Origin of the sequence: Methylobacterium sp. E-046, assembly GCF_022829625.1 — a bacterium.
Classification (GTDB): domain Bacteria; phylum Pseudomonadota; class Alphaproteobacteria; order Rhizobiales; family Beijerinckiaceae; genus Methylobacterium; species Methylobacterium longum.
In genome coordinates this window covers 36973-49912 of record NZ_JAKSYP010000090.1, presented here as the reverse complement: position 1 = coordinate 49912, position 12940 = coordinate 36973, and the positions used below count along the sequence as shown (strand labels likewise).

At 70.7% G+C, this 12940-nt stretch carries 12 protein-coding genes and 1 other annotated feature; of the genes, 4 read left to right on the top strand and 8 right to left on the bottom strand.

What is annotated here, in order from left to right; all coding sequences use genetic code 11:
- Positions 1-68: 68 nt before the first annotated feature.
- Positions 69-287, bottom strand: coding sequence for a hypothetical protein (locus MKK82_RS07510; RefSeq protein WP_238285260.1), 219 nt, complete (start codon positions 285-287; stop codon positions 69-71).
- Between the two features lie 43 nt (positions 288-330).
- The gene (locus MKK82_RS07505) at positions 331-1110 is read right to left on the bottom strand and encodes a HugZ family protein (RefSeq protein ID WP_238285261.1); all 780 of its coding nucleotides are present in this window, start codon (positions 1108-1110) and stop codon (positions 331-333) included.
- Between the two features lie 300 nt (positions 1111-1410).
- Here MKK82_RS07505 and MKK82_RS07500 point away from each other — a divergent pair, with 300 nt between their 5' ends.
- The 4 genes from MKK82_RS07500 (at position 1411) to MKK82_RS07485 (ending at position 4961) form a co-directional block, all read left to right on the top strand.
- Positions 1411-2121, top strand: a complete 711-nt coding sequence (locus tag MKK82_RS07500) for a response regulator transcription factor (RefSeq protein WP_238285262.1) — start codon at positions 1411-1413, stop codon at positions 2119-2121.
- Between the two features lie 68 nt (positions 2122-2189).
- A complete protein-coding gene (locus MKK82_RS07495) occupies positions 2190-3944 on the top strand; it encodes a sensor histidine kinase (RefSeq protein WP_238285336.1) in 1755 nt (584 codons plus the stop codon).
- Positions 3944-4384, top strand: coding sequence for an HPr kinase/phosphorylase (locus MKK82_RS07490; protein ID WP_238285264.1), 441 nt, complete (start codon positions 3944-3946; stop codon positions 4382-4384). Before MKK82_RS07495 ends, MKK82_RS07490 begins: the two co-directional genes overlap by 1 nt.
- Before the next feature lie 175 nt (positions 4385-4559).
- Entirely contained in the window at positions 4560-4961 is a 402-nt protein-coding gene (locus MKK82_RS07485; RefSeq protein WP_043351658.1) for a PTS sugar transporter subunit IIA, read from the top strand.
- A 6-nt stretch (positions 4962-4967) separates the two neighbouring features.
- On the opposite strand, the gene MKK82_RS07480 is transcribed toward MKK82_RS07485, so the two are convergent.
- The 6 genes from MKK82_RS07480 to MKK82_RS07455 form a co-directional block, all read right to left on the bottom strand.
- Complete coding sequence (locus MKK82_RS07480) at positions 4968-5849, bottom strand: EamA family transporter (RefSeq protein ID WP_238285265.1); 882 nt, start codon at positions 5847-5849, stop codon at positions 4968-4970.
- Between the two features lie 225 nt (positions 5850-6074).
- Positions 6075-7388, bottom strand: coding sequence for an ATP-dependent protease ATPase subunit HslU (hslU, locus tag MKK82_RS07475; protein WP_243985189.1), 1314 nt, complete (start codon positions 7386-7388; stop codon positions 6075-6077).
- A gap of 190 nt (positions 7389-7578) precedes the next feature.
- Complete coding sequence (locus tag MKK82_RS07470) at positions 7579-9075, bottom strand: SulP family inorganic anion transporter (protein WP_238285269.1); 1497 nt, start codon at positions 9073-9075, stop codon at positions 7579-7581.
- Between the two features lie 57 nt (positions 9076-9132).
- Positions 9133-9188: a sequence feature (sul1 is cis-regulatory element that is thought to sense ions involved in sulfur or methionine metabolism; They are found in Alphaproteobacteria), on the bottom strand.
- A gap of 163 nt (positions 9189-9351) precedes the next feature.
- On the bottom strand, positions 9352-11022 hold the full coding sequence (locus MKK82_RS07465; RefSeq protein ID WP_238285272.1) for a methyl-accepting chemotaxis protein: 1671 nt from the start codon (positions 11020-11022) through the stop codon (positions 9352-9354).
- 262 nt (positions 11023-11284) lie between these two features.
- Positions 11285-11815 (bottom strand): ATP-dependent protease subunit HslV, encoded by a 531-nt coding sequence (gene hslV / locus MKK82_RS07460; RefSeq protein ID WP_238285338.1) that lies wholly within the window; start codon positions 11813-11815, stop codon positions 11285-11287.
- Between the two features lie 142 nt (positions 11816-11957).
- Positions 11958-12776: an SGNH/GDSL hydrolase family protein gene (locus tag MKK82_RS07455; protein WP_373323261.1), complete on the bottom strand. Its 819-nt coding sequence runs from the start codon at positions 12774-12776 to the stop codon at positions 11958-11960.
- Positions 12777-12940 lie beyond the last annotated feature (164 nt).

Genomic DNA, 12940 nt, shown 5'->3' with positions numbered 1-12940 from the left:
CGACGGGGGCCGGACCATGCCGACCCCCGTGCCGGGGACGTGACGATCGCCGGATCCGGCCCGTCCGCTCAGCGACCGCGGTCGCGAATCAGGCGCTCGATCTCGGCTTCGCCGTGGGAGCGCGCCTTCGCCTCGGTCGGATGCTTCCGGTCCGAGCGCTGGTGCAGCTTCCCGTGCTTGCGGATGCTCCACTGGAACAGGGAGCCGCTTTCGCCAACCGGTTCCACGTCGAGGCTGAAGGGATAGGTGTCTGTCTGGGTATCGCTCATGCCGCCGATATGGGGCATTCAGCGACCTTTCGCCATGCCCCCGCGTGAAGTCCTTGCGCCCTCACGCCTCTGTGCCGGTCGCACGCGCCCGCGCGGCCATGGAAACGAGGCTCTTGCGCAGGCCCCCCATGTCGGCGACGCGCTCGGGATAGGTGACCCGCGCCGTTCGGTCGCCCGCCATCAGGTCCATGCCCTCCGGATCGAGGCCGGTGAGGCGCCACGGCAGGCCCGCTTCGGCGCCGGAGCCGGCGGCGTAGAGGGCGAGCGCGTCGGCGTGGTCGGCGTTCATGTGCTCGACGGCGCCGCGCTCGCCCGCCACCAGAGCCTCGGCGTCGGAGAGGTCGAGGAGCAGCTGGTCGCGCGTCAGCGTCGCGGCCTTCGCGAAGCCGCCATTGAGATGGCCGGCTTCGGGATCGAGGGCGAAGAACCCGAAATCCGGGAAGTCGGCGTAGAGCTTGGCCTTGGGATGGCGGGCCAGGAAGCGCTCCCGGGCCCGAATCTCCTGGGTCTGGACGGCGCGGCCGACCACGGTGAGCCGGGGATGGGCCAGGGGATCGCCCTTGCCGCCCTGCGAGAACAGCAACGAGCAGCGCGGACTGGCCAGCAGGTTGCGGGTATGGGCCGAGAGCCGCGACAGCAGCATCAGCGGCGTCCCATCCGAGTCGGTCGCCATCGTCACGAGGGAGGCGAAGGGGGTCCCGTCCGGGTCGAGGGTCGCCAACGCCCCGGAGCGGACGCCGCGCAGCAGGGCGCGCGCCAGCCCGATGGCGTCGAAGGGGGCCGCCTCGGCGGGCAGCGGTCGGGCCGGGCCGCGGGGTCCGTTCTCGCTCGTCTCGCCCATGCCGTCGCGCCCCTTCGGATCACCGCCGCCTTCCAGCCGCACGTTACCGGCGCGGCGGCCGGCGCGCGAGGCGTCCGGCCCGCGTCAGATCGGCCGCCGCGGCCCTGCGTTACGGCCAAGCTATGACCGCCGCTCGCTTTTTCCAATCGGCCGTACTAAAGCACCTGTCCCTTTGCGCGCGCCGGGCTGCGCCGAAACCGCCCGGTTCGCGCGTTCGTCTGCCCCTCGGGGGCCGGGATGCGGCGCGGCCTGTGCGTAGAGCCGGGACCGCGCCTGAACCCGTTCAGTCAGGGACCGCGCATGCCGACCATCGCCCTCGTCGACGACGACCGGAACATCCTCACCTCTGTGTCGATCGCGCTGGAGACCGAAGGCTACCGCATCCAGACCTACACGGACGGCGCCTCCGCCCTGGACGGTCTGCGCCACTCCCCGCCGGATCTCGCGATCTTCGACATCAAGATGCCGCGGATGGACGGGATGGAGCTTCTCCGACGCCTGCGGCAGAAATCCGACCTTCCCGTGATCTTTCTCACGTCGAAGGACGAGGAGATCGACGAGCTGTTCGGCCTCAAGATGGGCGCCGACGACTTCATCCATAAGCCGTTCTCGCAGCGCCTCCTGGTGGAGCGCGTGAAGGCGGTGCTGCGCCGATTCGCCAAGGAGGCGCCCGGCGCCACCCCGCGCGGGGCCGAGGAGATCGCGGCCCGGTCCCTGGAGCGCGGCGCGCTGATGATGGATCCCGAGCGTCACACCTGCACGTGGAAGGGCGAACCCGTGACCCTGACGGTCACCGAGTTCCTGATCCTTCAGGCCCTCGCCCAGCGCCCCGGTGTCGTGAAGAGCCGCAACGCCCTCATGGACGCCGCCTACGACGATCAGGTCTACGTCGATGACCGGACCATCGACAGCCACATCAAGCGCCTGCGCAAGAAGTTCAAGGTGACCGACCAGAGCTTCGACATGATCGAGACGCTCTACGGGGTCGGCTACCGGTTCAAGGAGGCGTGATTTTCGGTATCCGCCGCGTGACCGCGCGTACACCCGCCCAGGCCGACGATGCGCCGCCGCGCACCGCCCTGGGGCAGACCCTGTCGCGACCGCTGGAATGGCCCCGCAGCCTCTGGGAGGCGATCGGCCAGCGCGCCTCGTCGAGCTTGACGCGCCGCATCGTCGTCCTGAACCTCGTCGGGCTGATCGCGCTGCTGGTCGGGTTTCTGTACCTCAACCAGTTCCGCCAGGGCCTGATCCAGGCCCGGACGCAGAGCCTCGCGATCCAGGGCGAGATCATCGCCGGCGCGATCGCGGCCTCCGCGTCGGTGGACACCGACACGATCCGGATCGACCCCGACAAGCTGCTCCAGCAGCAGGCCGGCGAGGCGGCGGAGGAGGAATCGCAGCCGCTCGCCTTCTCGCTCAACCCCGAGAAGGTGGCGCCGCTGCTCTCGCGCCTCGTCACGCCCACCGGAAACCGCGCCCGCGTCTACGATCAGGAGGGCGGCCTCCTGTTCGACACGCGGACCCTGTTCAAACGCGGCGACGCCGGCCGGGCCGATCCGCTGGAGCCGCGGCCGCACAAGCCCGGGATGCTCGAATCCGCCTTCGAGACGGTGCAGACCAAGCTCGTCGGCCTGTTCCGCGCCCGGAGCGCGCAGACGGAGGAGACCGGGCCGGTGAACGGCCACTCCCTCCGCGAGGTCCAGGCGGCGCTCGGGGGCAACCGGGCGAGCCTCGTGCGCCGGAACAAGCTGGGCGAGACCACCGTCTCGGTGGCGGTGCCGATCCACCGGGCCGGCTCCGTCCGCGGCGCCCTGCTGATCTCCACGCAGGGCGATGCCATCGACCGGGTGATCGCCTCGGAGCGGTTCGGCCTGCTGCAGGTCTTCCTCGTGGCCTCGGCCGTGATGGTGGTGCTGTCGTTCCTGCTGGCGGGCGCCATCGCGGGCCCGGTGCGCCGTCTGGCGGAGGCTGCCGAGAAGGTCCGGATGGGCATCAAGACCCGCGAGGAGATTCCCGACTTCACCGAGCGCACCGACGAGATCGGCCACCTCTCGGGGGCGCTCCGCGACATGACCCAGGCGCTCTACCGGCGCATCGACGCCATCGAGAGCTTCGCGGCCGACGTGAGCCACGAGCTGAAGAATCCGCTGACGTCCCTGCGCAGCGCCGTCGAGACGCTGCCCCTCGCCAAGAGCGACGATTCGCGCGGACGCCTGATGGCGATCATCCAGCACGACGTGAAGCGCCTCGACCGGCTGATCAGCGACATCGCCGACGCCTCGCGCCTCGACGCCGAGCTGGCGCGCGCCGAGGCACGGCGGGTCGACCTGCGGCGGCTGCTCACCACGGTGGTGTCGGTGGCCAACGAGCGGCGGCGCCCGAAGGATTGCCTGATCCACCTCGACGTCGAGACCACGGCATCGGAGCAGGACGCGCCGTTCACGATCATCGGTCACGACAGCCGCCTGGGGCAGGTGGTCAACAACCTCCTCGACAACGCCCGCTCGTTCTCGCCGTCCGACGCGAAGGTCCGGGTGGTCCTGCGCCGGGTCCGCGGCGAGGTCGAGTTGATCTGCGAGGACGAGGGGCCCGGTATCCCCGAGCACGCCGTGGAGCGGATCTTCGAGCGCTTCTACACGGACCGGCCCGAGCAGGGATTCGGTCAGAATTCCGGGCTCGGCCTGTCGATCTCCCGGCAGATCGTGCAGGCCCATCGCGGCACGATCCGCGCCGAGAACCGACCCGGCACCCCCGACGAGGACGGCGAGCCCACCGTGCGCGGTGCCCGCTTCATCGTCCGACTGCCGGCCGCCCCGCGCCAGCTCAACGCCTGATGATCACGGTCCACGCGGCCTGCTGCGTGGTGGGCGGCGCGGGCGTTCTGATCCGCGGGCCGTCCGGCGCCGGCAAGTCGAGCCTCGCCCTGTTCCTCGCCGCGGCGCAGGACGGCGCCTTCGTGGCGGACGACCGCGTGATCTGCGCGGTGGAGGCGGGGCGGCTCGTGGCCCGTCCCCACGCCGCGCTCGCCGGCCACGTCGAGGTGCGGGGACAGGGGATCCTGCCGGTCGCCAGCCTCGGCGTCGCGGTGCAGGACAGGGCGATCCTGCACCTCGCCGTCGACCTCGTCGACGCGGCACCGCGGATGCCGGACGCGCCGGGCGACGCGGACCTGCTCGGGATCGCCCTACCGCGCTTCGTCCTGGACGCCGGCGTGCGTGCCGCCGGCCTCGCGCCGCTCCTGATTCGTGCGGCGCTGCGGCAGAAGCGGCCGTGACTTCGCAGCCGCACACGAAGCCCAAGTCGCGCAACAATGGTATCACCCCATGGCGCGCAGGAAGCAGCCGTGGCATGATTGCAGGAATGTCCGGGCAAAATAGTCGCGTTCGCCTTGTGGGGGGCTGTGCGATGCACAACATGGCGACACACACAGGACGTTGGAACACGTGTCCATGATTGGCATGGTGCTCGTCACCCACGGGCTGCTTGCGACCGAGTTCAAGGCCGCACTGGAGCACGTGGTCGGCCCGCAGGATCAGATCGAGACGATCACGATCGGGCCGGAGGACGATATGGAGCTGCGGCGGCGGGACATCATGTCCGCAGTCTGTCGCGTCAACACCGGTGAGGGCGTGGTGGTGCTGACCGACATGTTCGGTGGCACGCCCTCGAATCTTGCGCTCTCCTGCATGAACGGCGGGTCGGTGGAAGTGGTGGCCGGCATCAACCTGCCGATGCTGATCAAGCTCGCCAGCGTCCGGGACGAGGAGAAGCTCGGCGACGCCGTGCTCCACGCCCAGGAGGCGGGGCGCAAGTACATTAACGTCGCCTCGCGGGTCCTGGCCGGCAAGTAGCAGCCGTCAGGCTTCCAAGGGCACCGGCCCCGCCCGCCGCGAGCCCACAGTGATCCCCACGGATGCCGTGATCACGAGGCCGATGGCGAGCCATTGGACAGCGCTGATTCGCTCACCCAGCAATAGCAGGCCGGCGCAGGCCGCCACCGCCGGTTCCACGCTCATCAATACGCCGAAACTCTTCCGGTCCAGCCGGCGGAGCGCGACCATCTCGAGCGAGTAGGGCAGGGCGCTGGACATCAGCGCCACCGCGAGGCCTGAGACCAGGATGCCGGGCGCCAGCAGCGCCGGTCCGGCCTCCGCCACGCCGAAGGGTGCCACCACCACGGCGGCGGTGAGCATGCCGAGGGAGACCGCCTGACCCCCATCCATCCGGCCGGCGCGCTGGCCGAACAGGATGTAGAGCGCCCAGGCCAGGGCTGCGCCGAGATCGAGCAGGATCCCGATCGGATCGAGCCCTTCCGTGGTTGCAATCGGCAGGAGCAGCGTCAGTCCCGCCACGGCCACGCCGATCCACATGAAATCGGATCGGCGCCGCGACGCGATCAGTGCGACCGCGAGCGGCCCGACGAACTCGATCGCCACCGCGGGGCCGAGGGGCAGCCGCGCCAGGGCGAGGTAGAAGAGCAGGTTCATCAGCCCGAGGGCCGTGCCGTACAGGGCGATCCAGCCCGCCTCGCGGGCCGGCAGGCTGCGCCGCCACGGCCGCCAGACCACGATGAGGATCAGCGCCGAGAAGCCGACGCGCAGCGCGGAGGTCCCGGCGGCGCCGGCCGCCGGGAACAGGCTCTTGGCGAAGGTCGCGCCGCATTGCAGCGACACCATGCCGGTGACGAGGGCCGCCACCGAGAGGACGGTATCGCCGAGGCCGAACCTGTTGCCTGCCACGCCGCGGTACTTTCAGGAATGCGGTCCGATGGGATGGCGTTGGGGGGCCGGCGCCCCGCACGTCCCCCGGTCAAATGGGAACCCTGTCGCGGAGCCGAGAATCCCTGACCGCCGACGTGCGTAGGGCCCTTCGGGGGCAGTCATGGCATCCCGGCTCACCGGCGGCGCCCGGTAAACGCGGCCTCGACGACGGGGCTCCCCGCCGGGCGGCGCGCCGCCCCATCGTCAGAGGATGAACCGGCTCAGATCCGCGTTGGCCGCGAGATCCTCGACCCGCTCCCGCACGTAGGCCGCGTCGATCGGCACGGTCTCGCCGGAACGGTCGGTGGCCGTGAAGGAGATCTCGTCGATCACCCGCTCCAGCACCGTCTGGAGCCGGCGGGCGCCGATGTTCTCCACCGAGGAGTTCACCTCCACGGCGACGCGGGCGAGGGCATCCACGGCGTCGTCGGTGAAGGTCAGGGTCACGCCCTCCGTCTCCATCAACGCCACGGTCTGCTTGATCAGGCTGGCCTCGGTGGCGGTGAGGATCTGCTTGAAGTCGTCGACCGTCAGCGGTTGCAGCTCCACGCGAATCGGCAGCCGTCCCTGCAACTCCGGCAGGAGGTCGGCCGGCTTCGAGACGTGGAAGGCGCCCGACGCGATGAACAGGATATGGTCGGTCTTCACCGGCCCGTGCTTGGTGGCGACGGTGGTGCCCTCGATCAAGGGCAGCAGGTCACGCTGGACGCCCTCGCGGGACACGTCGCCGGAAGAGCGACCCTCGCGGGCGCAGATCTTGTCGATCTCGTCGAGGAACACGATGCCGTTGTTCTCGACCTCGCGGATCGCTTCGCGCATCAGTGCCTCGTCATCCACGAGCTTGTCGGATTCCTCGGCCATCAGGGGCTTGTAGGCGTCCCGCACAAGGACCCGGCGCGGCTTGCCGCGCTGGCCACCCAGCGCCTTGCCGAGCATGTCGCCGATATTGATCGCGCCCATGGAGGCGCCGGGCATCCCGGGGATCTCGAACATGGGAAGGCCTGAAGGGGCGCTGGAGTTCAGCTCCAACTCGACCTCCTTGTCGTCGAGTTCGCTGTTGCGGAGCTTGCGCCGGAAGCTGTCGCGGGTCGCCTGACTCGCGGTCGGCCCGACCAGGGCGTCGAGGATCCGGTTCTCGGCCGCCGCCTCGGCCTTGGCCTTCACGCCCTCGCGCTTCTGCTGCCGGGTCAGGCCGATGGCCACCTCGACGAGGTCGCGGACGATCTGCTCCACGTCGCGGCCGACGTAGCCGACCTCGGTGAACTTGGTGGCCTCGATCTTCAGGAACGGCGCGTTGGCGAGGCGCGCGAGGCGCCGGGCGATCTCGGTCTTGCCGCACCCGGTCGGCCCGATCATCAGGATGTTCTTGGGCGCCACCTCCTCGCGCAGCGGCCCGGTGAGCTGCTGGCGGCGCCAGCGGTTGCGGAGCGCGATCGCCACGGCGCGCTTGGCGTCATGCTGCCCGACGATGAAGCGATCGAGTTCGGACACGATCTCGCGCGGAGAGAATGTCGTCACCGCTGTGCCATCCCTGTTCCCCGGCCCGGAGCAAGGGCCTGGGCCGGGAATGGGGTCACGCGCCGCGCCGCGCAAGGGGCGCGGGCGTATCGCCGCCCTCAGGATGATCCGCAGCGACGGAGGCGGCCCGGCATCCAAACTCGCCACTCACCCTGAGACGCCACGCCGGATCGTCCCGGACTGGCGGCCGTCAATGGGGCGACGGAAGGGCCGCGGCGGCGTCCTTGTCGTGCCGGCCGAAGCGCTCGACCAGCGTCGTGCTCGCCGCGTTCAGCCCCACGACCTCGACATCGCGACCGCGGGACCGCGCCTTCATCACCACCCGGTCGAGGGCCGCGACGGCCGAGATGTCCCAGAAATGCGCCGCATGGACGTCGATCACGAGGCGCTCCACCGGCTCCAGCAGGTCGATCGCCTCCGAGAAGGTGCCGGCCGAGGCGAAGAACACCTGCCCGACGACGCGGTACGTGCGGGTTCTGCCGTCGGGCGACAGATCGGACGTGATCCGGTTCAGCCGCGAGACCTTCCCGGCGAAGAAGACGCCGGAGAGCAGCACGCCCACCAGCACGCCGATGGCGAGGTCCTTCGTGGCCACCACCACCAGCACGGTTGCCAGCATCACCGCCGAGGAGGGCAGCGGGTTGGTCCGCAGGCGCAGCAGAGAGCGCCAGGAGAACGTGTTCACCGAGACCATGATCATGACGGCGGTGAGCGCCGCCACCGGCACCACGGCGAGCAGATCCTGGAGTGCCACGAGCAGCAGCAGCAGGAAGGCCCCGGCCACCAGGGTCGAGAGCCGGCCGCGGGCGCCGGACGACACGTTGATCACCGACTGGCCGATCATCGCGCAGCCGCCCATGCCGCCGAACACCGCCGAGGCCATGTTGGCGACGCCCTGGCCCATGCACTCGCGGTTCTTGTCGCTTCCGGTGTCGGTCAAGTCGTCGACGATCTGCGCGGTGAGCAGGCTCTCCAGCAGGCCGACCGCCGCCAGCGTCGCCGCGTAGGGCAGCAGGATCCGCAGGGTGTCGAGGGTCAGGGGCACGTCCGGCAGGGCGAAGCTCGGCAGCGCCGACGGTAGGGCGCCGAGATGCGCCACCGTGCGCACGTCGAGGTGGAACACGGCGGTGACCGTGGTGAGCACCGCGATCGCCACCAGCGGCGAGGGTACCGCGCGGGTGATCCGCGGGAACCCGTAGATGATCGCGAGCCCGAGGGCGATCAGCCCGTAGGTGGCGGGCGTGACCCCGGTGAGTTCGGGCATCTGCGCCAGGAAGATCAGGATCGCCAGCGCGTTGACGAAGCCGGTCATCACCGATTGCGAGACGAACCGCATCAGCCGGCCGAGCCGGAGGAGACCGGCCAGGATCTGGATGATGCCCATCAGGATCGTGGCGGCGAAGAGGTACTGCACGCCGTGGGCGCGCACGAGGTCGACCATCACCACCGCGGTGGCGGCCGTGGCGGCCGAGATCATGGCCGGCCGCCCGCCCGCGAACGCGATGGTGCAGGCGATCACCACGGAGGCGTAGAGGCCGACCTTGGGATCGACCCCGGCGATCACCGAGAAGCCGATGGCCTCGGGGATCAGCGCGAGGGCGACGACGATCCCCGACAGGGTGTCGCCGCGGATGTTGGACGTCCACGAGCTGAGGAGCCCGGCGGGTCCGGAGAGTTTGCGTTGCATGGAAAATCCGCACGAGAGGCGGGTCCGCGCGGGGCGGACCGGAAGGCGTCTCGGATGCGTGGTCCGGCGGATCGGCGGCCGGAAGAGCCACCCGGGCTTTCACCGGGTCCTTGCGAATGCGCCGACCCTAGGGTCAGCCGCGCCGCATTGCAACATCGCCGCCGGGCGTCAGACGAGCCTCGACCCGTTGACCCGGCCGGCGCGCGATGCGGTTCTCGTCGACCCGAGGGCCGCGCAGTCCGGTTGCCCGAACCGCGAGGCCCTGAGACCGGGCGCTCAGGCGGCGCGCACCCGGGCCACGAAGCCCGAGACCTCGCCGCCCAGCCCGTTCGAGCGGCGCGCGATGTCGGCGGCGGCGTTCAGGACCTCGGCGGCGCTGGCGCCGGTCTCCCGGGCAGCGCCGAGGACCGCCGCCATCGTGTCGGTCACGGCCCGGGTGCCGCTCGCCGCCTCGGAGACGCTGCGGGCGATCTCCTGCGTGGCGAGCTGCTGCTCCTCCACGGCGGCGGCAACCCCCAGGGCGATGCCGTGGACCTGCTCGATCGTGCCGCCGATCTCCTCGATGGCGGCGACCGCCTCGTGAGTCGCGGCGCGCATGGCGGCGATCTGGCCGCCGATCTCCTCGGTGGCCTTCGCGGTCTGCGTGGCGAGGTCCTTCACCTCGGTGGCGACGACCGCGAAGCCCCGGCCGGCCTCGCCGGCCCGGGCGGCCTCGATCGTGGCGTTGAGCGCCAGGAGATTGGTCTGGCCCGCGATGGTGGAGATCAGCGAGACGACCTGCCCGATCCCGTCCGCGGTGCGCGCCAGGGTCTGCACGCTGCTGCGGGTGCGCCGGGCCGCCTCGACGGCGCTCTGGGCGGCCGTGGAGGTCTGCGTGACCTGCACGCCGATCTCGCTGGCGGTGGCGGCCAGCTCCTCGGTGGCGGCCGCCACGGCCTCGACGTTGTGCGACGTGGTCTCGGCGGCACGGGTGACGGCCTGCGACTGGGCGCCGGTATGCTCGGCGTTGCCGGCCATCGCGGCGGCGGCCCGCTCCAGCCCGGCGGCGGCGCCGGCGAGGTGATCGACGAGGCTGCCGATGCTGCCCTGGAACTGGTCGGCGAGCCCGCTCATCTCGACCCGCTTCAAGGACCGGGCCTCGGCATCCGTGCGCTGATGCTCGGCGCGCTCGCTCTCGGCGCCCCGCATGGTCTCGCCGAGGACCGCCATGCTGGCCCAGATGGCCCCGATCTCGTCGCGGCCGGGCTTGACGGCGGACGGCGTGTGATCGCCCCGCGCCAGGCGCTGGATCGCGTCCGCGACCGCCCGCAGGGGCCGGGCGATCTGGCGCTGCCCCACGAGGAGACCGAGGGCGGTGCAGATCAGCGTGCCGGCCAGGGCGAGGCCGAGGAGAAGCAGCGTGCGGGTCTCGACCAGCGCCCGCGACTCGGACTGCACCGTGGCCATCTCCGTCCTGCCCGCGTTCACCAGCGCATCGATGCTGCTCTGGAAGACCTTGCGGTTGCTGCGGTTGGCGTCGTTGAAGCCGAGATCCGCCGCCGCGCGCGGCCCGACCGTCTCACCGGCATCGGCCAGCGCGCTGCGCAGGGTCCGGAACGCGTCGGCATTGTGCGCCATCGCGTCGAACAGGGGGCGCTCGGCGGCGGTCACGGTGGGCGACCAGGCGGCGCGCAGGGCGTCCATCTCGGCCAGGCTCTTCCGGATCCCGGCGGCGTATTTCGCCGCCTCGGCGCGGTCGGCCGAGGCGTAGACGCCGCGCGAATCCATCGTGACCTCGACCGCGAGGCGGTTGAAGTTCGCGGCGTTGAGCGCCCGGGCCGAGGCGTCCCCGACCGTGGCCAGGGCGTGGTCGAAGCTCTTCAGCGTCGCCACGCTGAGGCCGGCCACCACGAGCGTCGTCAGGCTGCAGGCGCCGACGAAGCCCAGCACTTTTCCGCCGATATTCATGAGAATTTTACCGTCCAGGCATGACCGAATGCAAAATGACGGTAAATCTTCAATAGGCACTTAACCGAAGTCGGTGGCCCGAATAGTGGTGGCTGCCAACGAATCCGGTGCCCGGTCGCGTGGCGCGTGGCGCGACGGGCCCCGGCGAGGGCCCCGTCGACGCAGCGGCGCCGCGGGCAGGGCCGGGAATCCGGACCGGCCGGCGGGTCGCCCCCTGCGCCGAAGCCGGCTCAATGTCCGGCCGCCCGCGGCCGGCGAGCCCTCAGCTGGCGTCGAGCGATTCCATCACGAGGTTGCCGTTCGTGTAGACGCAGATCTCGGCCGCGATCGTCATGGCACGGCGGACGATCGCCTCCGCGTCGAGGTCGCCGTCCTCCAGGGCCCGCGCGGCCGCCAGGGCGTAGTTCCCGCCGGAGCCGATCGCCATGACGCCGCTCTCGGGCTCGAGCACGTCCCCCGATCCCGACAGGAGCAGGCTCACGTCGCGGTCGGCGACCAGCATCATGGCCTCCAGGCGGCGGAGGTAGCGGTCGGTCCGCCAGTCCTTGGTAAGTTCCACGCACGCCCGGGTCAGCTGGCCGGGATACTGCTCCAGCTTCGCTTCCAGCCGCTCGAACAGGGTGAAGGCGTCGGCCGTGGCGCCCGCGAAGCCGCCGATCACAGCGCCCTTGGCGAGGCGGCGGACCTTGCGGGCGTTGCCCTTCACGATCGTCTGGCCGAGGCTGACCTGACCGTCGCCGCCCAGCACGACCCGGCCGCCCTTGCGGACCATCAGGATCGTGGTCGCGTGCATCTGGGGCACCGCGCCCCGGTCGTCGTACCTGAATGCGTCCTGGCTCAAGTGTCGGCTCCGCTCTCGATGGCGCCGAGATGGGGAGTTTCACCGCCGGAATCCACCTCCGCTGTGCATCGGGGGGTGGGCGGAGCGGGCCGCGTTACTCCGCGACGGCCTCGGCGGTCTGCACCGGGCCGGCATCCTGCAGGATCGACTGCGCCGCGGCCTCGGCCAGGAGCGCGTAGCCCCGGTCGGCCATGTGCAGGCCGTCGGCGGCGAAGAGCTGCTTCGTGGTCAGCTTCCCCTCGCGCACCCAACCGTGCATCAGGTCGGCGCGGCGGATGACCGGAACGTCGAGCTCGTCACCGATGCTGCGCACCGCTTCGAGGAAGCGCGACGCGCCCGGCGTGGCCTCGAGCTTCGGGCACCATTGCGGCTCCATCAGCACCACGTCGATGCCGGCCTCGCGAATCCGCCGGATCGCCGCGACGGTGGCGTCGCGAAAATGGTCGATCGACACGCCGCGCAGGGGATCGTTGCTCCCGGTCTGCCAGATGACGAGCTGCGGCTCGGCCGCGATGACGTCGCGGTCCAGGCGCACCAGCATGTCGTCGACGTGCTCGCCGCCGATGCCGCGGTTGATGACCGCCACGTCCATCCCGCGCAGCTTCTTGCGCAGGTCGGACTGGAGGCGGGCCGGGTAGGCGTTCGCCGGGCTCGACGCGCCGACACCCTCCGTGGAGGACGACCCGAAAGCCACGATCTTCAGGGGCGCACCGATGGCGATCTGGCGCGCGACGTGCGGAAGATCCGGACTCTCGCGGAAGTCGATGCCGATCAGGTCCAGGGAATCGGGCAGGAGGTCCGCGTAGGCGAGGACCGCCGTGGGCAGTACCAGCAGGCCGCAGATCACACCGAGACGATGCAGCGCCCTGCGGATGGGATGGGCGGTGCTCACAGAGTTCGTCGACTGGGACACGCGACCGTTGGCTCCGGCTCTCGTAGGAGACGGATACAATTTGACACACGTCGTGGGAAGGAGCGGTTCCGCTCGTCGCTTTAAAGCTAACTGAATTCGTAACACAAAATTAACAGGCCGGAATTCGGTCCCGTCGGTCCGTTCCCGGATCGGCACGATCAATG